This window comes from Tropicimonas sp. IMCC34011 (assembly GCF_003390865.1).
GTDB lineage: Bacteria > Pseudomonadota > Alphaproteobacteria > Rhodobacterales > Rhodobacteraceae > Tropicimonas_B.
In genome coordinates, this window is record NZ_QMEJ01000006.1 from 221,947 (window position 1) to 240,815 (window position 18,869).

Annotated in this window: 21 protein-coding genes, 1 tRNA gene and 1 pseudogene; 10 read left to right on the plus strand and 13 right to left on the minus strand. The window is 66.7% G+C overall.

Going from position 1 to position 18,869, the window contains the following annotated elements; all coding sequences use genetic code 11:
* Window positions 1-200: 200 nt before the first annotated feature.
* A complete protein-coding gene (locus DQG15_RS17665) occupies window positions 201-521 on the minus strand; it encodes a hypothetical protein (protein ID WP_232830916.1) in 321 nt (106 codons plus the stop codon).
* A 165-nt stretch (window positions 522-686) separates the two neighbouring features.
* Between DQG15_RS17665 and DQG15_RS17670 the strand changes: the two genes are divergently transcribed.
* A complete protein-coding gene (locus DQG15_RS17670) occupies window positions 687-1,277 on the plus strand; it encodes a LysE family translocator (RefSeq protein ID WP_116087640.1) in 591 nt (196 codons plus the stop codon).
* 4 nt (window positions 1,278-1,281) lie between these two features.
* On the opposite strand, the gene DQG15_RS17675 is transcribed toward DQG15_RS17670, so the two are convergent.
* On the minus strand, window positions 1,282-1,620 hold the full coding sequence (locus DQG15_RS17675; RefSeq protein ID WP_116087642.1) for a nuclear transport factor 2 family protein: 339 nt from the start codon (window positions 1,618-1,620) through the stop codon (window positions 1,282-1,284).
* 116 nt (window positions 1,621-1,736) lie between these two features.
* Here DQG15_RS17675 and lepA point away from each other — a divergent pair, with 116 nt between their 5' ends.
* Window positions 1,737-3,539 carry a translation elongation factor 4 gene (gene lepA, locus DQG15_RS17680; protein ID WP_116087644.1) on the plus strand — a complete coding sequence of 601 codons (1,803 nt, stop codon included), beginning with the start codon at window positions 1,737-1,739 and terminating at the stop codon, window positions 3,537-3,539.
* Between the two features lie 110 nt (window positions 3,540-3,649).
* Here lepA and DQG15_RS17685 read toward each other — a convergent pair whose 3' ends face one another.
* A complete protein-coding gene (locus DQG15_RS17685) occupies window positions 3,650-3,787 on the minus strand; it encodes an entericidin A/B family lipoprotein (protein ID WP_116087646.1) in 138 nt (45 codons plus the stop codon).
* A gap of 73 nt (window positions 3,788-3,860) precedes the next feature.
* On the minus strand, window positions 3,861-4,469 hold the full coding sequence (locus DQG15_RS17690) for a hypothetical protein (protein ID WP_116087648.1): 609 nt from the start codon (window positions 4,467-4,469) through the stop codon (window positions 3,861-3,863).
* A gap of 106 nt (window positions 4,470-4,575) precedes the next feature.
* On the opposite strand from DQG15_RS17690, the gene DQG15_RS17695 reads away from it, so the two are divergent.
* The 3 genes from DQG15_RS17695 to DQG15_RS17705 all read left to right on the plus strand — a co-directional run bounded on the left by DQG15_RS17695 (window position 4,576) and on the right by DQG15_RS17705 (window position 6,306).
* Complete coding sequence (locus DQG15_RS17695) at window positions 4,576-5,085, plus strand: cytochrome b (RefSeq protein WP_116087650.1); 510 nt, start codon at window positions 4,576-4,578, stop codon at window positions 5,083-5,085.
* A gap of 261 nt (window positions 5,086-5,346) precedes the next feature.
* Window positions 5,347-5,964, plus strand: a complete 618-nt coding sequence (locus DQG15_RS17700) for an SCO family protein (RefSeq protein WP_116087652.1) — start codon at window positions 5,347-5,349, stop codon at window positions 5,962-5,964.
* A 147-nt stretch (window positions 5,965-6,111) separates the two neighbouring features.
* Window positions 6,112-6,306 (plus strand): hypothetical protein, encoded by a 195-nt coding sequence (locus DQG15_RS17705; RefSeq protein WP_116087654.1) that lies wholly within the window; start codon window positions 6,112-6,114, stop codon window positions 6,304-6,306.
* Here the strand turns inward: DQG15_RS17705 and DQG15_RS17710 are convergent.
* Window positions 6,284-7,069 carry an alpha/beta fold hydrolase gene (locus DQG15_RS17710; RefSeq protein WP_116087656.1) on the minus strand — a complete coding sequence of 262 codons (786 nt, stop codon included), beginning with the start codon at window positions 7,067-7,069 and terminating at the stop codon, window positions 6,284-6,286. The genes DQG15_RS17705 and DQG15_RS17710 overlap by 23 nt on opposite strands.
* Before the next feature lie 78 nt (window positions 7,070-7,147).
* Between DQG15_RS17710 and DQG15_RS17715 the strand changes: the two genes are divergently transcribed.
* Window positions 7,148-7,519, plus strand: coding sequence for a hypothetical protein (locus tag DQG15_RS17715; RefSeq protein WP_116087658.1), 372 nt, complete (start codon window positions 7,148-7,150; stop codon window positions 7,517-7,519).
* A 9-nt stretch (window positions 7,520-7,528) separates the two neighbouring features.
* Here DQG15_RS17715 and DQG15_RS17720 read toward each other — a convergent pair whose 3' ends face one another.
* From DQG15_RS17720 to DQG15_RS17750, 7 genes are all read right to left on the minus strand, one after another.
* Window positions 7,529-8,458, minus strand: a complete 930-nt coding sequence (locus DQG15_RS17720) for an AEC family transporter (protein WP_116087660.1) — start codon at window positions 8,456-8,458, stop codon at window positions 7,529-7,531.
* Window positions 8,459-8,488: 30 nt separating this feature from the next.
* Window positions 8,489-9,289 (minus strand): MBL fold metallo-hydrolase, encoded by an 801-nt coding sequence (locus tag DQG15_RS17725; RefSeq protein WP_116087662.1) that lies wholly within the window; start codon window positions 9,287-9,289, stop codon window positions 8,489-8,491.
* Entirely contained in the window at window positions 9,286-10,080 is a 795-nt protein-coding gene (locus tag DQG15_RS17730; RefSeq protein WP_116087663.1) for a TatD family hydrolase, read from the minus strand. The genes DQG15_RS17725 and DQG15_RS17730 overlap by 4 nt, the downstream gene beginning before the upstream one ends.
* Complete coding sequence (locus DQG15_RS17735) at window positions 10,077-11,249, minus strand: DNA polymerase III subunit delta' (protein ID WP_116087665.1); 1,173 nt, start codon at window positions 11,247-11,249, stop codon at window positions 10,077-10,079. The genes DQG15_RS17730 and DQG15_RS17735 overlap by 4 nt, the downstream gene beginning before the upstream one ends.
* A 157-nt stretch (window positions 11,250-11,406) precedes the next feature.
* Window positions 11,407-12,045 carry a dTMP kinase gene (gene tmk, locus DQG15_RS17740; protein ID WP_116087733.1) on the minus strand — a complete coding sequence of 213 codons (639 nt, stop codon included), beginning with the start codon at window positions 12,043-12,045 and terminating at the stop codon, window positions 11,407-11,409.
* 23 nt (window positions 12,046-12,068) lie between these two features.
* A complete protein-coding gene (locus tag DQG15_RS17745; protein ID WP_116087667.1) occupies window positions 12,069-13,259 on the minus strand; it encodes a D-alanyl-D-alanine carboxypeptidase family protein in 1,191 nt (396 codons plus the stop codon).
* Window positions 13,260-13,277: 18 nt separating this feature from the next.
* A complete protein-coding gene (locus DQG15_RS17750) occupies window positions 13,278-14,276 on the minus strand; it encodes an SPOR domain-containing protein (protein ID WP_116087669.1) in 999 nt (332 codons plus the stop codon).
* A 191-nt stretch (window positions 14,277-14,467) separates the two neighbouring features.
* Between DQG15_RS17750 and DQG15_RS17755 the strand changes: the two genes are divergently transcribed.
* A tRNA-Ser gene (locus DQG15_RS17755) sits at window positions 14,468-14,557 on the plus strand.
* A 177-nt stretch (window positions 14,558-14,734) separates the two neighbouring features.
* Window positions 14,735-16,006, plus strand: coding sequence for a DUF6538 domain-containing protein (locus tag DQG15_RS17760; RefSeq protein WP_116087672.1), 1,272 nt, complete (start codon window positions 14,735-14,737; stop codon window positions 16,004-16,006).
* A gap of 195 nt (window positions 16,007-16,201) precedes the next feature.
* Here DQG15_RS17760 and DQG15_RS17765 read toward each other — a convergent pair.
* Window positions 16,202-17,333: pseudogene (locus DQG15_RS17765) on the minus strand (IS3 family transposase); the annotation flags it as partial.
* Window positions 17,334-17,897: 564 nt separating this feature from the next.
* Here DQG15_RS17765 and DQG15_RS17770 point away from each other — a divergent pair.
* Window positions 17,898-18,353: a terminase small subunit gene (locus tag DQG15_RS17770; protein WP_157969046.1), complete on the plus strand. Its 456-nt coding sequence runs from the start codon at window positions 17,898-17,900 to the stop codon at window positions 18,351-18,353.
* 93 nt (window positions 18,354-18,446) lie between these two features.
* The gene (locus DQG15_RS18310) at window positions 18,447-18,614 is read left to right on the plus strand and encodes a hypothetical protein (protein ID WP_157969047.1); all 168 of its coding nucleotides are present in this window, start codon (window positions 18,447-18,449) and stop codon (window positions 18,612-18,614) included.
* Window positions 18,615-18,869 lie beyond the last annotated feature (255 nt).

Here is an 18,869-nt window from a genome sequence, read left to right on the forward strand (position 1 = left end):
AGCCGCGGGCTGCGGCCCGCGCTTCGGCTCCGCAAGGGCATGTGCCGGGATCGCAGCCGTGCCCCGGCACGGCCCGTCCGGTTCGCGGGTCGGCAACCGGTCCTGCCGGTCAGGCCCTTACGCAAGACGAAAGGCGCGCCCCGCTGTCACGCGGAATGGCGCGCCCGTATTCGACCGGCGTGATTCGCGCGAAGGGCGTATCAGCTCCGGCAGACGGAGGCGGCCGTGTTGCCGAACGCCTTGTAGCGAAGCCAGAAGCTGCTGTGGTCGGCCCGGCCGGACTGACGCGTGTCCTGCGCTTTCTGGGGGTCCTTGAAGAACTTGGACGCCATCCGCTGATCGCCGCGGGTCAGCATCTGGTCCGCAACACGCTGGATGCAGCCGCAGAGCGGGCGGGAGCCGGGGCGTTCGCCCGTCATGCAGGCGCGCTCGATCTGCTTTGCACCGGCCTCGGAGGGCATGGTGGTTGCAAGGGGCAGGGCCAGCGCCATCGAGAGCGCTGCTGTCGTGATAATCTTCATGTCATCGCCTCGTTCGGTTGGGCCCCCCGTCTTTTGCGCGGGGATGCCGTATCAACGTGCCCATAGTCGTGCCCCAGATACTGCCAATTTTCAACGATTCCGTTAATCGCTCGCGCCGATGTGCAGCCTCTGGTGCCGTAACGAGGGTTGCGGCATAGATTGCGCATGCCAATCGACCTCCTCCTTGCCCTCTTCGGGTTCGCTCTGGCCTCCGCCTGTACACCGGGGCCGAACAACACGATGCTCCTCGCCTCGGGCGCCAATTTCGGCTTCCGGCGCACGCTTCCGCACATGGCCGGCGTCGCTTTCGGCTTTCCGCTGATGGTGCTGGCGATGGGGCTGGGGCTGTCGGCGGTGTTCGAGGCGCTGCCGACACTGGCGGCGATCCTCAAGGCGGTGTCCTTCGCCTACCTGCTTTATCTTGCCTGGAAGATTGCGACCGCCGCTCCCCCGGAAGAGGGCGCCGAGAAGGGCCGGCCGCTCTCGTTTTTCCAGGCGGCGGCCTTCCAGTGGGTGAACCCCAAGGCCTGGGCCATCGCGCTCTCCGTCGTCGCGGCCTACGGCGCGCAGGACCTGCCCATGCTTCTCGGCATCGCGCTGATCTTCGCCATAGCGGGCTGCGTCTCCACCACGGGGTGGACCGTCATCGGGCAGCAGGCCACGCGCCTTTTGTCGAGCCGGCGGCGGCTGGTGCTCTTCAACCGGACCATGGCAGTCCTGATGGTCGCGTCCCTGATCCCCGCGATGCTGGGCTGAGCGCCTAATCCGCCGGGGTCTGGTGGTGGGAGACGAGGCACCAGCGATCCTCCGAGCGGCGGTAGCAGGAGGTACAGAGCGCGCGGTAGGGCTCACCCCCCTCCCGGCTTGCCTCGGCGCGGTAGGCCAGAACGGCGGTGCCGTCCTCCACATGCGCCGATTCTTCCGAGAACGCGATCTCGGACCAGCGCGGCGCGGCCTGAAGCCCCTCGATGATGGCGCGGCCGGTGAGAATGCCGACCGGGTCGGGAAAGACCATCACGGCGCCTTCGGACATAGCCTCGGCGTAATGCTTCTGGCCGCTCAGCCAGAAATCGCGCTCCGCGCTCCACAACTCCTCCATCGGCCGCTCCCGTGCTGCTTCGGTATCAAGGCCGAACGCCGCAAGCCCCCCGGCAGGTCCCGCGGCCGGATGTGCAGGGCATTGACCGTGCGCCAAAACGCCCGCATATCCACGCGATGACCGAGCTTTCGCGCATCCGCAACTTCTCCATCGTCGCCCATATCGACCACGGGAAATCCACCCTGGCCGACCGGCTGATCCAGCTGACCGGAACCGTCGCCGAGCGCGACATGAAGGAGCAGCTCCTCGACGCGATGGACATCGAGCGGGAGCGCGGGATCACCATCAAGGCGAACACCGTCCGCATCGAGTATCCGGCGCAGGACGGACATACCTACGTCCTCAACCTGATCGACACACCCGGACACGTGGACTTCGCCTACGAGGTCTCCCGATCGATGCAGGCCGTCGAAGGCTCGCTTCTCGTGGTGGACGCGACCCAGGGCGTCGAGGCGCAGACCCTCGCCAATGTCTACCAGGCCATCGACGCGAACCACGAGATCGTCCCCGTCCTCAACAAGATCGACCTGCCCGCGTCGGAGCCCGAGCGCGTGAAGGAGCAGATCGAGGACGTGATCGGCATCGAGGCGCACGATGCGGTGGAGATCTCGGCCAAGACCGGCCTCGGCATTCCGGATGTTCTCGAAGCCATCGTGCAGCGCCTGCCGGCGCCTGCGGCCGGCGATCCCGACGCGCCCCTGAAGGCGATGCTCGTCGATTCGAAGTACGACCAGTATCTCGGCGTCATCGTCATCGTGCGGATCATCGACGGCACCCTGAAGAAGGGCGACCGCATCCGCATGATCAAGACCGGCGGCACCTACGACGTCGACGATGTCGGCGTCTACCGCCCCGCCATGACCTCGGTTCCGTCGCTCGGGCCGGGGGAGATCGGCTATCTCAACGCCTCGATCAAGCAGGTGCGGGACACGCGGGTCGGCGACACGATCACGCTGGAGAAGCGGCAATGCGAGACCGCGCTGCCGGGCTTCAAGCCGTCCGTGCCGGTGGTGTTCTGCGGCCTCTTCCCGGTCGATACGAACGACTTCGACGACATGCGTGACGCCATCGAGAAGCTTGCACTCAATGACGCCTCCTTCTCATACGAGATGGAGACCTCCGCCGCGCTCGGGTTCGGCTTCCGCTGCGGCTTCCTCGGTCTGCTGCACCTCGAGGTGATCCGGGACCGGCTGGAGCGCGAGTACGACATCGAGCTGATCACCACGGCGCCCTCCGTCATCTTCCACGTCTACAGCCGCGACGGCGAGATGACCGAACTGCACAATCCGGCAGACATGCCGGACCCGGCGACGATCGACCATATCGAGGAGCCGCGCATCAAGGCGACGGTTCTCGTGCCGGACGAGTATCTCGGCGACGTGCTCAAGCTCTGCCAGGACCGCCGCGGCATCCAGATGGATCTGACCTATGCCGGGACGCGGGCGATGGTGGTCTATGACCTTCCGCTCGCCGAGGTGGTGTTCGACTTCTACGATCGCCTGAAATCGGTGACCAAGGGCTACGCCTCCTTCGACTACCAGATGCTGGGCTACCGCGAGGACAACCTCGTGAAGATGCAGGTGCTGGTGAATGACGAGCCGGTGGACGCGCTCTCCATCATGGTTCACCGCGACCGCGCCGAGGGCAGGGGCCGTGCGATGTGCGAGAAGCTCAAGGAGCTGATCCCGCGCCACATGTTCAAGATCCCGATCCAGGCGGCCATCGGAGGTCGGGTCATCGCCCGCGAGACCCTCTCCGCCATGCGCAAGGACGTGACGGCCAAGTGCTACGGCGGCGACGCCACCCGGAAGAAGAAGCTTCTGGAGAAGCAGAAGGCCGGCAAGAAGAAGATGCGGCAGTTCGGCAAGGTAGAGATCCCGCAGGAAGCCTTCATCAACGCGTTGAAGATGGACGGCTGAGCGCTCCCGCAGGACCGCGCGCCGCCTGACGCCGTACTGGCATTAGATACAAGAAGCCCCGCTCCGGTGATCCGGGGCGGGGCTTTTCGCGTCTGACGCTGTCGGCGGCCTCAGAGGTCGTTCTGGACGTCCTGAGCTGCGCCTTCGACGGCCCGGCCGGCGCTCTGGATGTCCTCGCCGGCACCGCCGACTGTTTCGCAGGCGGAAAGGGCGAAGAGGCCGAGAAGGGCCACAATGGTCATGCGCATGTGATGTCTCCCGTGGTGATTGGCAGGACAACGCGAGACGGCTTGCCGCGTTCCCCAATTGCTTCACGTTCCATCACAATCTCGCTTCCAGGAATTTGCGCAGTCGGCGCTTGGCGAACCAGCCGCGGATCTGCTGGGCCGTCAGTGTGGCGGCGCGCAGTACGGCCGTCTCGCCGTTCCATTCGATGCGGAATGTCCGCTTTGCCGCGACGAGCTGGGCTTCGGCTGCGTTGGCTGCGATGACGGTAAGAGTGACGTTCGACAGATCGCCCGCCATCTCCTTGTCGGAACCGAACTCCCTGACTCGATTGATAAGCTGACCGTAGCTGCCGATGTCGATGAAATCGCCGGATTTCAGCGGGCCCTGGTTGGTCGCCTCGGCAGGGTTATTCAATTCCTCTGCCGACAGCTCCGACCGGTCCGTGATGTTCGACGTCTCGACGTGACCGTTCTCCAGCGTCAGCAGGAGGTCGTGAATGTAGATCGGCTCGAACCCGAGATTCGAAATGAAGCAGCGCGCGTTCAGACCCGTTCCCGCGCCGATGGAAATCAGGATTTCCGAGCGCCGCTGCCGCCGCTGGCCGAGGACCAGGACGTGCAGGTACACCACCCAGATGAAGGCGGTGACGATGCTGGTCCCGGCCGAGACGAGAACCTGGTGTTCGTAGATCCAATTCATCATAGCGCCGGGCAACTCCGGGCCCCAAGGCCGGTTCCATGCGATTGCGGGAACCGGTTGGCCCGCCTGCCGTTCCGTCAGTCAGAAGTGCCTGCAGCAGGAGAGCCACATGGCCGGCCACCCCGACCACTATTCACGCGAGCAAATGGTCGCTCACTGGATGATCGTCCTGTTCGTGCTGATGCAATACATGATGGGTGACGATGTCGCCCGCTGGTTCGGGGGGCTCCTCGAGGGAGAGGCGACGCCCTCCGGACTGGGGCCGATCTACGTGCACGGCTTCATGGGCGCGCTCATTTTCATCGTGATGGCCTTTCGCCTCTACGAGCGTCTGACGCGCGGCGTACCGCCGGCTCCGTCCACGGAGCCGCGGCCGATCCAGATCGCGAGCCGCGCGGTGCACTGGGCCTTCTACGTCGTCCTGCTGTCGCTGCCCGTCTTCGGCGCATTGGCGGTCTTCCTGCAATCCGGGGTCCTGGGCTGGCTTCACATGCTGACGACGAAACTGCTGCTTCTGCTCATCGTCGCGCATATCGGCGGCGCCCTGTGGCACCTGTTCCGCAAGACGGACAAGACCACCGCCCGGATGTGGAGGCAGGACCCTCCCGGGCGGATCTGAGCCCAGCCCACCCCGCCGCGACGTCTCACCGCAAGCCGTGCCGTTGATCCGGACCACAGAAGCGGCGATGCTCTCCATCGATCATCCTCTTCGAGGCCCGCTCGATGTTCCCCCCGGGCCGCTTCCGCTCCCCGCCGCGCCCGCAGTCCACGCGGGCGGGTTCCGCGGCGGGCGGAGCGGTCCATGTCTGCGGAGCGATCCTATGGATGGAACAGACACCACGTATCGGTGCCGTACGGCCATCGATGAACGGAGACGATAATGCGCACCAATCGCCTGACGGTCTATTCGGCCATCGCCGCAACCGTAGTCGCCGTGGCCGTGATCGGCGGCACGCTGGGCTTTCTCGCCATGCGGCAGGGGCAAGGGCAGGGGGGAACGGGCGGGCATCCCGCCAATCTCGGCGGCCCGTTCACGCTCACCGATCATAACGGCGCGACGATCACCGAGGCGGATCTCGAAGGCCACCCGTCCGCCCTCTTCTTCGGCTTCACCCATTGCCCGGAGGTCTGCCCGACAACGATCGCCGATATCGACTGGTGGACGCAGCAGATGGGCGAGGATGCCGACGGTATCGAGTTCTACTTCGTCAGTATCGATCCCGAACGCGACACGCCCGAGATCCTCAGTGAATACCTCACCGCGCAGACCGACCGGGTCACCGGCATTTCGGGCACGCCCGAGGAGGTCTGGGAGATGGCGCGGTCCTGGCGGGTCTACTGGAACAAGGTTCCGCTGGAGGATGGCGGCTACACGATGGACCATTCGAGCATGATCTACCTTCTCGACGAGAAGGCCGACTATGCCGGGTCCATCAGCTACGGCGCCGAGGACGAAGAGGCGATGGCCGCACTCGAGCGGCTCGCCGCAGGCAGCTAGGGACGCGGGCCGCCCGCCGAATGCGTGACCCCGCTGCAACAGGGCGGGGTCCTCTGGCCCCCGGAGGGGAACGAGGGGGAGGTGTCGCGCCTTGTCCGATCAGAACGGCCCGGGAAACGGGCCGCCCCGAGGCCGGAGGCAGGCACCATGACGCGAAAGACCCTCATCCTCTTCATACTGATCCTGCCGCTTGCGACCGGCGCCATGACGGCGGCCGCCGTACAGACCGGGTTCGATGCATGGTTGCCGATGCTGGCGACGCTGGCCTGCGCCACGGCCTTGGCATGGCAGATCGCGGATTTGCTGAACTGGCGCCGGATCAGGCGGGATCGCTTTCGCTGAGGAAAGCCTCGACCGCCGCCTGAACCTCGCGCGGCTTCTCCGCGTGGACCCAGTGTCCCGCGCCCTCCACCGTCTCGAAGCGCGCTTCCGGGAACTGCGCCTCGATCCTTCTCCGTCCCTCGGCTGTCACGTAGTTCGATTTTTCGCCTGACAGGAAGAGCGACGGGCCCCCGAACCGGCCTTCGGTTCCGGGCCAGCCGGTGATCTTGTCCATCTCCGCTTCCAGCACGTCGAGATTGAGCTTCCATGCCGGGGGATCCGCGCGCAGGTCCAGCGATTGCAGCAGGAACGCCCGGACGCCCGGCTCATCGATCGTCTCGGCAAGCCTTGCGTCGGCATCGGAGCGGGACGAGAGGCCGGTCAGGTCCAAGCCTTTCATCGCGTGGATGTAGTGGGCCTGTGAATGGTCGTAGGCGACGGGCGCGATGTCCGCCACGATCAGGCGGGAAACCAGCTCCGGGCGCGTGAGCGCAAGCACCATCGCGGCCTTTCCGCCCATGGAGTGGCCGAGCACGTCGGCGGTGCCCCCGAGCTCCTCGATCACCTCCGCCAGATCCTCCGCCATGGCCTCGTAATCGTTCCGCGGCGCGTGGAAGCTGTCGCCGTGATTGCGCATGTCCACGGCAGCGACGGGGCGGCTTTCGGCGATGCGGCGGGAGACGGCGCCCCAGTTCCGGGCGGAACCGAAGAGACCGTGGACGATCAGGAGCGGCGGGCGGGGGTCGGAGGCGGGGTCCGGGCCGAGGCGGGTGAGTGACAGCATGTTGCCGAGATAACGCCCCGATGCGGCTCTGGCCAGCGGGCACTTTCGGCGCGCCGGGGAGCTGGGTAGCATGCTCCCATGGCTGAGAAGAGCATCACTGACAGGAATGCGAGCCTTGCGGCGCTGATGGGCGCGCGGCTCGGAATGCGGGGCGGCAGCCTCGGGGACAAACTCCGCCGCAGCGGGCGGCATCTCCCGCGGCGCCTGCGCGCGCAGGCGGCCTATCTCGCGGAGGTGGAGGCCATGTCGGCCCATCCCCGCCTTTCGCGACAGGCGGATCCCGTGCGCATCCGGCAGGCCGAGGCCGATCTGCGGCGCTACCTGCGCTCCGTCGATCCGTGGGACCGCCGGAAGGGCCTGATCCTGAACGTCCTCGCGGCGCTGTCCTTCAATCTGTTGCTGCTCTTCGGTGCCGCGGTTGCGGTGCTCATCTGGAAGGGCGTTCTCTGAAGCGCGGGCTTAGGGCAGGACCGACAGCCAGAACCACGCCGTGAGCACGCAGAGCGCGGTTCCGATCAACACCGAGGAGGCCGCCACGCGCTTGGCGACGCCGTACATGTTGGCGAAGATGTAGGTGTTCACCCCCGGGGCCATGGCGGCCGTGACGGTGGCGGAGCGGAGAGCGTCGACATCCAGTCCGAAGGAGCGGCCGAGCCCGTAGGTGATGAGCGGGTGGAGGAGAAGCGACAGGGAGCAGGCGAAGCAGATCGTCAGCATGTCCCCCTCGGGCTTGTACCGCATGAGGATGCCGCCGAGCGCGAAGAGCGCCGCGGGAAGCCCCGCGCGGGCCATCAGGTCCACCGCCTCTGACAGCACGGTCGGTACCGGGATGCCGGACAGATTGACGACAAGGCCGCAGGCGATCCCGATGATGAGGGCGTTGCTCGCCATGCCCTGCAGCACGTGCAGCGTCAGAAGGCGCTTCGACTGCCCGCGGTTGCGCACCACTTCCATGACGGTGATCCCGACCGCGTAGCAGAAGGGGGAGTGGACGGAGATGATCGCGAAGTTCCCGGTCAGCGCGCCCGTGCCATAGGCCTGCTCGGTGATCGGCAGGCCGAGGAGGAGAGAGTTCGAGAACATCCCCAGAAAGCCGATCGCGACTGCATCTTCCCATGGTCGGCGGAAGAGGATCCGTGCGCCGGCAATGCCCACGACGAAGCCCGCGAGGGCACCGGCATAGAAGGAGGCAAGAAGCGGAAGGTTGAAGCCCGCCGCGAGGTCCAGTTCCGAGATCGCGCGGAAGAGCAGGCAGGGCAGGGCGAAGTTCTGCGCGAAGCGCATCAGCCCGTCCACCGCCCCTTCGCTTATCTTGCCGAAGCGCGCCGCGGCGAAGCCGAACCCGATGACGAGAAAGACCGGAAGGACGACCCCGATCAACGTTCCCATGTCAGGCGCCCTTGATGCGCGGAGGGGATGTCAGCCCTCGACATTCAGGACCATGCCGTCGAAGGCGGGCTCGATGTGGTCCGGTGTTTCGCCGCGCAGGGTCTCGTAGTCGAGATCGACATGCATGTTGGTCAGGACCGCCCGGGCGGGCGCGAGGCGCTCGATGTAGCCCAGCGTCTGTTCCAGATGCGAATGGGAGGGGTGGGGCGTGCGGCGCAGCGCGTCCACCACGAAGCAGTCCAGCCCCTCCAGCGCAGGCAGCACATCGTCCGGCAGGCGCTCCATGTCCGGCAGGTAGGCCAGCGTGCCCATGCGGAAGCCGAGCGCGGTGATGTTGCCATGGGGCACGCGGAAGGGCGCCAGCGAGATCGTTCCGCCAGCGCCAGGGACCTCCACCGGTTCTTCCCCGATGTCGTTCATCTCGAGGATCGGCGGATAGTCGGAGCCCTCGGGCTGAATGAAGGCGTAGGCGAAGCGGTGCAGGAGGTCCGCCTGCGTCGGCGCGTCGGCCCAGACCGGGAGACGCTTGCGCATGTTGATGACGATCATCCGCAGATCGTCGAGACCGTGGGTGTGGTCCGCGTGGGAATGGGTGAAGACGACCCCGTCGAGCGCGCCGACCCCGGCGGAGAGAAGCTGCGATCGCAGATCCGGCGAGGCGTCGATCAGGACGCGCGTGGTTCCCTCCGGCCCCTCCTTCTCCAGAAGCATGGAGCAGCGGCGACGGACATTCTTTGGATTCTGCGGGTCGCAGTCGCCCCAATGCCCGCCGATGCGGGGGACGCCGCCGGACGAGCCGCAGCCCAGGATCGTCGCGCGCAGCGTGCTCATGCCGCCGCCTTGGAGAAGAGCCGGTCGAAATTGGCGGAGGTCTGCGCGGCGATCTCCGGCAGGCTCATCCCCAAAGCCTCGCCGACGATCTCGGCGGTGCGGGCGACATAGGCCGGCTCGTTGCGCTTGCCGCGATGGGGCGGCGGCGCGAGGTACGGGCTGTCCGTCTCGACGAGGAGCCGGTCCCGGGGCGCCGCGGCGAAGATGTCCCGGATCGCGCCCGATTTCGGGAAGGCCGCGATGCCGGAGATGGAGAGGTAGAACCCGAGGGCGAGCGCGGCCTCCGCCAGTTCGGCGCTCGAGGAGAAGCAGTGCATGACGCACTGGTAGGGGCCGGCGCGGTGTTCCTCTGTGAGGATGCGGGCCATGTCCTCGTCGGCATCCCTGGCGTGAATGATCAGCGGAAGGCCCGTCTGCCGCGCCGCCTCGATATGGATCCTGAGGCTCTCCTGCTGCCGTGCCGCCGTCTCGGCGGTGTAGTGATAGTCGAGCCCGGTTTCGCCGATGCCGACGAACTTGGGATGATCCGAAAGGGCGATCAGCTCCTCCGCGGTGGCCATGGGAGCCTCGCCGGCGCTCATCGGATGGGTGCCCGCGGCGTAGAAGACGCCGTCATGCGCCTCGGCGATGGCGCGCACGCGGGGCTCGTTCTCCAGCTTGGTGCAGATCGTCACCATGCGTCCGATGCCGGCAGCGCGGGCGCGGGCGATGACATCGGGCAGCTCATCCGCGAAATCGGGAAAGTCGAGGTGGCAGTGGCTGTCCACCAGAAGAGAGGTCTCGGAGGTCATGCGGCACTCGGGTCGAGGGCAGGGGAGGGAACGGAGGAGGCCGTCCCGTCGATGGCAAGGAGCATATCGAGGACGAGGGCGGCCGGGTCAAGGTTGACCGCCCGCCCGGCCCGCGCCTTGTCGAGCGCGGTCTGCGCCAGTTCCGCCCAGGCCCGCGCGGCCCCGGAGCCGGGGGAAAGTCTCGCCAGCGTTCGCGCTTCGCCGGGGGCGGCCTCGCTGCGGGGCGGCCCATCGATGCCGGCGCGGGCGAGCCGGCCGAGCAGGATCTCGGTCAGGTCCAGGATCGTCCCGGCGGGGTCGGACGCACCCCGGGCGGCGGCCTTCTCGGCGAACCGGATGGCGCGCGTCCGGTCCATGCCCGGCGCCTGCGACAGAAGCCCGACGAGTTCACCGTAGAGTGCCGCACCATCCTCCCCCGCAAGCCGGATTGCCGCGCCGACGGAGCCCGCGGCGAGGATCGCGAGCGCATCGCTTTCGGTCTCCTCCCCGATCCCGGCCTGCCGCAGCGCGCGGCCAAGGTCTCCCGGTGCGAGAGGCGAAAGGCGCAGGATGCGGCAGCGGGAGCGGATGGTGGGCAGAAGGCCCGCAGGGCGATGTGAGACGAGGAGCAGGAAGGTGTTCTCCGGCGGCTCCTCCAACAGCTTCAGGAGGGCGTTGGCCGCGGCCTTGTTGAGATCGTCCACGCTGTCCACGATGACCACGCGGCGGCCGCCATCCGGCGCGGAGAGCGAGAAGAAACGCTTCAGGCGGCGCACCTCGTCCACCGGGATTTCCTGCTTCGGCTGCTTGTCCCCCTCGGCCCAGGGACGGCGAAGGACCGCGAGCCGCCCCTCGCCGCCTGCGGCGATGCGGCGGGCGACGGGGTGGCCGGGGTCCGTTTCGAGCGTGTCAGGTGGCGCGGCGGCGCCGAGGAGGGAGGTCTCCTCCATCTCCGGTGCGGTCAGCAGAAAGCGCGCGACCCGCCAGGCAAGCGTCGCCTTGCCGATGCCGCGCGGCCCCGTGATCAGCCAGGCGTGGTGCATCCGGCCCGAGCCGAAGGCGTCGAGGACGGCGCGTTCGGCCAGGTCGTGACCGAAGACCTCCGCCGCCTCCCGTGGATGCGGGGCGCCGTCCATCCGGTCGGAGTCGTTCTGGTCGTCGGGGGCGATTGCGCTGGGGGATCTGGCCATGCCGCGCAGCCTAGGCGACTGGCGCCGGGGGGCAAGGGCGCGCGCGGCGTCGGGTCCCGTGAGACCCGCAAGATGTGATGACGGCTCGACGGACGGGGCATGTCGCCGAGCCGTCGCACGGGGAAAAGCGCTGTCGTCCTGTGAGGGAGCGACCGCCTCAGCCGAGGTGGCGGGCGACACGGGCGGCGATGTCCGCGGCGATCTCGTCCTCGGGGCGGTTGCCGTCGACCACGACGCAGCGCTCCGGCGCGCCCGCGGCGAGCTCGAGAAACCCTTCTCTCAGGCGCTCCTGGAACGCGAGGCCGAGGCCCTCGAAGCGATCCTCCGCGCTGTTGCGTGCAAGGCCGCGGGACAGGGCGGTTCCGGGGTCCGCATCGATGATGAAGGTCAGGTCCGGCTCGATGCCGATCACGTCGGCATGAAGCCGGTCCGCCAGCGCCCGCAGGTCGGCCCGCGCCGCACCCTGATAGACGCGCGTCGAATCGGCGAAACGGTCCGACACGACGACGGCTCCGCGGGAGAGGGAGGGGTGGATCAGGCGCTCGAGGTGATCGCGCCGCGCGGCGTTGAACAGCAGGAGCTCCGAGATCGGGGACCAATCCTCCGCCGCGCCCTCCACGAGGAGGCGGCGGATCCGTTCCGCGCCGGGAGAGCCGCCGGGCTCGCGCGTCAGGATCGCGTCCCGGCCCTGCGATGTCAGGCTGTCATGGAGGCGGCGGGCCTGGGTCGATTTGCCGGAGCCGTCGATCCCTTCGAAGGTGATGAAGACGCCCGTCGCGCCTGGTCCTGTCTCCATCATTCCCCCGCGGCGCGCCTGTCTCAGCTGGCCGGTTCGGCCTCCAGTTCGGCGCTCGGCTCGGGCGCCGAGGCGGTTTCCTCGCGGATCCGCTCGTAGAGCACCATCGCGGCCGTCCGCACACGCGGCACGAAGCCGCCGCGCGTCACCGGCGCTTCGGCGACGAGGGGCACTTCGCGGGCCTCCATGTCCGGCAGCTGAATATGCAGCGTGCCGAGCCGCGCTCCGGCTTCCACCGGTGCATGTACCGGGGATTCGTAAGTGATATGCGCCTCCATCTCGCCCTGGACGAGCGCCGGGACCAGAAGCTCCACGTCCTCCGGCACCACGAGGCCGACATGCTGCGCGTTGCCCATCCAGACATCCGCCGTCGCCAGGCGGGATCCGCCTTCGACCACGGTCTTCTGCACGAATTGCCGGAAGGCCCAGTTGACCACGCGTTCGGCTTCCTCGGCCCGTGCATCCTCGCTGTCGAGCCCGGTGATGACGAAAACGATGCGCCTGTCGCCCTGGACGGCGGAGCCGACGAGGCCGTAGCCCGCTTCGGTGGTGTGCCCGGTCTTGAGCCCGTCCGCGCCGATCCCGAGGGTCAGAAGCGGGTTGCGGTTGCGGTGGTTGGTGGGAACGCGGCCGTCGAAGCCCCATTCCTCCATGCCGAAATAGCCGTAATATTCGGGGAATTCGCTGATGATCCGGTCCGCGAGGATGCCCAGATCCTCCATGCTCATCCGCTGGTTCGGGTTCGGCCATCCGGAGGCGTTGGCGAAGGTGGAATTCTCCATCCCCAGCGCCTGCGCCCGCTCGGTCATCAGCCGGGCGAAACTCTCCTCGGTTCCCGCCAGCCCCTCGGCCACGACGACGCAGGCATCGTTGCCGGACTGGACGACGATCCCCTTGATCAGCTCCTCGACCTGCGGCCGATCGGCTTCGGTCAGGAACATCGAGGAGCCGCCCATGTCCTTGGCGCGGGACGAGACGTTGAACCGCGTATCGAGCGTGACACGGCCGTCCTGCAGCGCCTCGAACAGCATGTTCAGCGTCATCAGCTTGGACATGGACGCCGGCGGAAGGGGGGTGTCCGAGTTCTTCTCGAGCAGAACGGTGTCCGTCGTCTGATCGTAGATCCAGGCGGCGGTGGCGCGGGTGTCGAACTGGGCGGCGGCCGGCAGCGCAGCCACGACCAGCACTGCGAGGGCGGTGAGGATCTGTTTCATGCGCGCTCCTCTAATCGGTCAGCCCGAAACATAGTAGGCATCGGTAAACCCGAGATCTTTCACTTTGTCGAGAATGGCCGAGCGATCCGTTTCGCTGGCCGCCGGTCCGACGACGACGCGCCAGAAGGTCGCGCCCTGGCTCTGCTGTTCCAGCACGTCAGGCACCATCCCGTTGGCGCGCATCGCGGTGGCGGTATTGTCGGCGTTTTCCTTCACGCTGAAGATGCCGATCTGAACGTAGGGCCGGCCGAGCTCACTTGCCGGAGCAGATGCCGTCTGCGGCGGGCGGGCGGCCTCCGGGGCAGGCTCGGCCCCTGCCACTGACGCCGGCAGGACCGTCGCCGGAGCGGAGACGGCGACGGCCTCGGGCGCGGACTTGCGGCGGAAGGGATTCCAGCTGCGCCGCGTGCGGGCCGGTTCGGCTGCAGGCTGCGGAGCCGCCGCGACGCTGGTGCTCCCGGGCACGGCAGATGTGGTTCCTTCGGCGCGCTCGATGGCGGCCTCGGCGTCCGGCAGATCGAGGCTCGTGGTCGCGACGGCGCCGGGCTCCGGGATCGCAGCCACCGCATCGCCTGCGGAGGCGGGGGCCTCGTCCTGGCGGCGGAGCGCGGTCACGTTCAGTCGTTGGGGGGCCCCCGCGATCAGGCCGATGGCGGAGGCCGCATCGGAACTGACCTGGAGCCGGGGCCCCGGATTCTCGCGTTCGCGCTTGAAGAGGGCACCGATCACGAACTTGCCGTTGGCCTCGTTGCGAATGATGACCCGTTCGGGATCGTCGACATCCGGATGCGCGACCCAGACGCCGCCCAGGGACGGACGCCCGTCCCAGAGACCCTCCTCGGTCACCGAGAAGATCTCCGGCGCTTCCACGTCCCGCTCGACCAGGCGCCCGGATGCCGGCCGCTCCGCCGCGGCGGTCGTCCCGTCCAGTCCGGTCTCGGCCTTCTCGCCGCATCCGGCGGCCAGAAGCGCGAGCGCCGAGACGCCAGCTACCCTGATCAAAGCAACTCTGCCCATTCTCTGCCCCTCTTGCGCAGGAAGCGACCTACCCGCGCATCAGCATGGCCTTATGACGGCCTTTCGCTCGATATTGGCGCCGAGCATAGCCCTTCAGCGCCCATCTGCAAAGAGCGTAGCTGCGCCTGCCTCCCAAGGCCGCGCATACCGCCTTTACACCAAGCCCCCGACGGCGCTACCCAAGGCCGCCCGGAGGAGTGGCAGAGTGGTCGATTGCAACGGTCTTGAAAACCGTCGTGCGTGAAAGCGTACCGTGGGTTCGAATCCCACCTCCTCCGCCAATTTCCCCTTAGCGATCATCGGTCAAGGCCCTTTTTCCCAAAAAAATTAGGTCAGGTCGAGGGTTTCGCAGTCCGTCGCCGGGGTTGATCTGCGTTACTTTTTGCTTAACATTTTGCCCAATCATGAGCGATGATGCTCGTTGCCGTTCGGGTGCAGAGGAGGCGTTAACTTTCGCCATGACGACGGGCATCTTCCAGCGCAATGGCCGGTACAGGCTGATCCGCCGCGTGCCGGCGCGCTTCTCCTCGATCGAGACGCGCACTCTTATCGAGAAGAGCCTGCACACGGATTCCCTCCCGATCGCCCGGCGAAAGGCCGAGCAGGTCTGGAACGAGATGCTCGAGGCATGGGAAGCGAAGCTCGCCGGCGAGACGGACGTTGCCGAGGAACGGTTCGCCGCGGCCCGGTCCCTCGCCGACAAGCGCGGTTACCGTTTCATGAATGCGGCCGAGGTCGCCAGGCTGCCGGCGGTGGAGATCGTCGCCCGCGTCGAGCAGGCGTTCCCGAGGGGCCGCCTCGATGCACGGGAGGCAGATGCCGCCCTTGGTCTCGTCGATCAGCCGGAGATGACGGTGGCCGATGCTCTTGCGCAATACTGGCCGCTTGCGGAGCCAGATCACCGGGGCAAGTCGAAGGATCAGCTTCGGCGATGGCGGAACCCGATCCTCAAGGCATTCCGCAATTTCGAGGCGGTGAACGGCACTGTCACGCTTCAGGAGCTCGGTTCCGATCACATGCTCGATTGGCGGCAGTGGTGGGCAGAGCGGCTCGTCGCCGATGGCCTGACCTCCAATTCGGCGAACAAGGACTTCATCCATTTCAGCAAGGTGCTGCGCCGCGTTGAAAGTGCAAAGCGGTTGCGGATCGACCTCAGCTTTCTCAGCGGCCACGCCTTCAAGGAGCGGGGCGCCAAGACGCGCAAGCCCTTCTCGGTCGCGCATATCCGGGCCGTGCTCCTGAAGCCGGGGGCGCTCGACGGTCTGAACGTGGAGGCACGCTGCATTCTCTTGGGCATGGTGAACACCGGCTACCGACCGTCGGAAGGTGCGAACCTGCTGCCGGGCGCCATCAGGCTCGATGCGGAGATCCCCCATATCAGCATCGAAGAGGACGGCCGGGAGGTGAAGTCCGCCAGTGCGATCCGGACCATCCCCCTCGTCGGCGTCAGCCTCGATGCGTTCCGGATGTGTCCGCGGGGCTTTCCGCGCTACCACGACAAGCCCGGCCTGACGGCAACCGTGAACAAGTACCTGCGCGAGCATGGCCTCATGGAGAGCGCTGAACACACGCTCTACGGGCTTCGACACTCGTTCGAGGATCGGCTGCGCCAGGCCGGGATCGACGATCGCGTGCGCCGCGATCTACACGGCCACACGTTGGACCGTGAGCGATATGGCGAGACTACTCTCGATGAGAAGCTGAAGGCGCTGCGAGCCATTTCGCTCTGAGTCTGATCATCCGGTCCAGCCTTTCGATAGCGATGTCGACCAGAGCTCGGATTGCCTGTTCGCTCGAGCATGTCATCTCCGGCTCGCTCCCGTGCCTGCACTTCCCGATCCGACCGCTCGAAGATCGCCGCCGCGCGTTCGTCGGCGGCGTGGGATGCTGCCGGTCCCGTGGACAGAAGGTTGAGGTAGCACCGAGCGTTCCTCGAACCCCATCGGGCTGAGATAGCCCAGTTTCGAGTGGCGGCGCTTCGGGTTGTAAAAGCGCTCGATGTAATCGAAGACGTCGCTGCGTGCGGCGTCCCGGCTGCGGTAGACCTTGCGGGCGGTGCGCTCGGTCTTCAGCGTGGAGAAGAAGCTTTCCATCGCGGAGTTGTCCCGCACGTTGCCCGCCCGGCTCATCGAGCAGGTGATGCCGTGGTCGGCGAGAAGCCTCTGGAACTGGTCGCTGCTGTATTGGCTGCCCTGATCGGAATGATGCAGTAGAGCGACAGCCTTTCCGCGGCGCCAGACGGCCATCATCAGGGTGTCCATGACCAAGGTGGCGTCCCGCTCGGCCTTCATCGACCAGCCGACAATGCGCCGGGAGAACAGGTCGAGTACCGCGGCGACATAGAGCCAGCCTTCCGCGGTCCAGATGTAGGTAAAGCCCGCCAGCCATTTCTGGTTGGGGCGATCCGCCCGCAACTCCCGCGCCAGCAGGTTGTCGGCGATGACGGATCGTGCCCGTCGTCCTTCGGCAGACCCCGACGGCGGGGCCGCGCGCGCAGCCCGTTCTCCTTCATCAGACGCTCGATGCGATGGAGGCCGCAGGGCAGCCCCTCCTCGAGAACGTCGCGCCAGATCCGGCGCGCGCCGTAGGTCCGGTCGCTGTCCTTGAAGCTCCGGCGCATGACCGCGCCGAGGCGCTCGTCCTCGGTCGAACGCGCGCTCGGCGGCGCCTTCAGCCAGGCGTGGAAGCCGGAACGGGACACGTGCAGGGCGGCGCAGATCCAGCTGACGGGCCAGACATGGCGGTGCCGTGCGACTAAGGCGAACTTCATGTCGCATCCCGCGCAAAGAACACGGTCGCCTTTTTCAAGATGTCACGCTCCGCCTTGAGACGGGCGACCTCCTTCCGCAGCGCCGCGATCTCCGCTTGCTCCTGGCCCAGTCGGCCATGTCCCGGAAATGCGCCGGACGGCGCGCCTTCGAACTCGCGCATCCAACGGCGCAGCACGCTCTCCGACAACTTCAGATCCCGGCAGGCCTCCGCCACGGCAACGCCGCGATCGGTCACCAGCCTCACAGCCTCGATCTTGAACTCGCGGCTGAACGTTCGTCTCTTCATCGGAAAACTCCAATCCATGGTCACGATCTTATCGTCGTGTCCACGGGACCGGCAGCATCCCATTCTGCCATTCGTACCTCCAGGGTCAGTCGCTCAGGGTTACGACGGCAGGCGCAGCGGGGCTGTCCGATCAAGACTGAGCAATAGCACACCCGATGTCACCGCACATCTCCCGGCAGCGATAGAGCGAAATGTCGGCGCACAGCACGGCTTTCCATCAGCGGCTTGATTACCCTTTCCCAAAGTTCTCGACTTTAAGTCGACTTTATCTCGCGATCTTTTACTCACCTAAGCTGTGCAACTTTGGGCGGGGTAAAATCGGATAAGTCGTTGTAATCTAGTTGTCGGGCATAAGCCGCGGATATAGCCACGGCACCGGCCACGGCTACCGCCGCGGATATGGCCGCGGACCCTGCCTTACGTATCACATATGTATAAGGGTAGTCGTAGTAGTGGAGCGCAGGCGCGCGAGCGATTGAGCATTCGCCTGATCGACCTCTTGCTCAAGTTGCGCAGTCGGCTGCATATTGCCCGCGCCGGATGCCACCGAAGCCGAATCCAGAAATGAACGACAAGCAGCACGCGTTTGCCCTCGAATACCTCGTGGATCGAAACGCCACGCAGGCCGCCACCCGCGCCGGCTACAGCGATAGAACCGCCTACTCGACCGGACAGCGATTGTTGAAGAATGTTGAAGTCGCCGGCTTCATCTCCGAGCACACCGAGAAGCGTTTCGAGACGCTGGAGATCAGCGGCGACCGCATCTTGCACGAGCTCGCCAGGATCGCGTTCGGCTCGCTGGGCAGCTTCGTCCGCGTCACCTCTGACGGCGATGCCATGATCGGCCTCAGCGGCCCCGGGGCTGACCTCTCCCTCCTCTCCGAGGCAACCGTCGAGGACTTTACCGACGGTCGGGGGGAGGACGCCCGAGACGTCCGCCGCGTGAAGATCAAGCTCCACGACAAGCTCGCCGCGCTCAAGGAGCTGGCCAAGATGAAGCGGCTTCACGCGCCCACCTAGATCGAGGCGGGCGGAGAACTCGGTGCACTCATCAACGACATCTGCGCCGCAAGGACCAAGGCTCCCATCACAGCCACTCCGGAGGACTGACCCATGATCGAACCGCCCGGGAAACCCCTCTACCTCTCATCGCGCCCCGGACTGACGCTTGGCGACATTCTGCGCTCCACCGCATCCAACATTGCCCACAGTGTCGCGATGCCGCGAACCGGCGCCGAAGGGGCAATCGCGGCAATGCGCTACGGTCTGAACCATGGATGACCGGCGCACCTGCCGAGGTTGCTGGCCCGGCTTCTGCCGCAGCCGGTTCGAGCCCGACAGGGACCGGGCAGGATCGTCGCGCCTTCAAAGGCCGGCGCGCAATTGGTGCCGCGGCATGAATGCGATGACCGATATCAAGAACACGACCGGCAGCTACCTCGTGTCCGAAACCGATGCAGAGTTGCGCCGATATCTGTCCCCCAGGGAGTAGCGCATCGTCGCCTATCACGGCTGCATGGGAGGATTGACGCACGG

Coding starts and splice junctions, on each gene's coding strand:
- DQG15_RS17695 (WP_116087650.1), top strand. CDS start 4,576: ATGGCCGGCCACCCCGACCACTATTCACGCGAGCAAATGGTCGCTCAC.
- DQG15_RS17720 (WP_116087660.1), bottom strand. CDS start 8,458: ATGGGAACGTTGATCGGGGTCGTCCTTCCGGTCTTTCTCGTCATCGGG.
- DQG15_RS17745 (WP_116087667.1), bottom strand. CDS start 13,259: ATGAAACAGATCCTCACCGCCCTCGCAGTGCTGGTCGTGGCTGCGCTG.
- DQG15_RS17760 (WP_116087672.1), top strand. CDS start 14,735: ATGACGACGGGCATCTTCCAGCGCAATGGCCGGTACAGGCTGATCCGC.
- DQG15_RS17675 (WP_116087642.1), bottom strand. CDS start 1,620: ATGGAGGAGTTGTGGAGCGCGGAGCGCGATTTCTGGCTGAGCGGCCAG.
- DQG15_RS17685 (WP_116087646.1), bottom strand. CDS start 3,787: ATGCGCATGACCATTGTGGCCCTTCTCGGCCTCTTCGCCCTTTCCGCC.
- DQG15_RS18310 (WP_157969047.1), top strand. CDS start 18,447: ATGATCGAACCGCCCGGGAAACCCCTCTACCTCTCATCGCGCCCCGGA.
- DQG15_RS17700 (WP_116087652.1), top strand. CDS start 5,347: ATGCGCACCAATCGCCTGACGGTCTATTCGGCCATCGCCGCAACCGTA.
- DQG15_RS17705 (WP_116087654.1), top strand. CDS start 6,112: ATGACGCGAAAGACCCTCATCCTCTTCATACTGATCCTGCCGCTTGCG.
- DQG15_RS17715 (WP_116087658.1), top strand. CDS start 7,148: ATGGCTGAGAAGAGCATCACTGACAGGAATGCGAGCCTTGCGGCGCTG.
- DQG15_RS17770 (WP_157969046.1), top strand. CDS start 17,898: ATGAACGACAAGCAGCACGCGTTTGCCCTCGAATACCTCGTGGATCGA.
- DQG15_RS17750 (WP_116087669.1), bottom strand. CDS start 14,276: ATGGGCAGAGTTGCTTTGATCAGGGTAGCTGGCGTCTCGGCGCTCGCG.
- DQG15_RS17670 (WP_116087640.1), top strand. CDS start 687: ATGCCAATCGACCTCCTCCTTGCCCTCTTCGGGTTCGCTCTGGCCTCC.
- DQG15_RS17735 (WP_116087665.1), bottom strand. CDS start 11,249: ATGGCCAGATCCCCCAGCGCAATCGCCCCCGACGACCAGAACGACTCC.
- DQG15_RS17725 (WP_116087662.1), bottom strand. CDS start 9,289: ATGAGCACGCTGCGCGCGACGATCCTGGGCTGCGGCTCGTCCGGCGGC.
- DQG15_RS17690 (WP_116087648.1), bottom strand. CDS start 4,469: ATGATGAATTGGATCTACGAACACCAGGTTCTCGTCTCGGCCGGGACC.
- DQG15_RS17730 (WP_116087663.1), bottom strand. CDS start 10,080: ATGACCTCCGAGACCTCTCTTCTGGTGGACAGCCACTGCCACCTCGAC.
- tmk (WP_116087733.1), bottom strand. CDS start 12,045: ATGGAGACAGGACCAGGCGCGACGGGCGTCTTCATCACCTTCGAAGGG.
- DQG15_RS17665 (WP_232830916.1), bottom strand. CDS start 521: ATGAAGATTATCACGACAGCAGCGCTCTCGATGGCGCTGGCCCTGCCC.
- DQG15_RS17710 (WP_116087656.1), bottom strand. CDS start 7,069: ATGCTGTCACTCACCCGCCTCGGCCCGGACCCCGCCTCCGACCCCCGC.
- lepA (WP_116087644.1), top strand. CDS start 1,737: ATGACCGAGCTTTCGCGCATCCGCAACTTCTCCATCGTCGCCCATATC.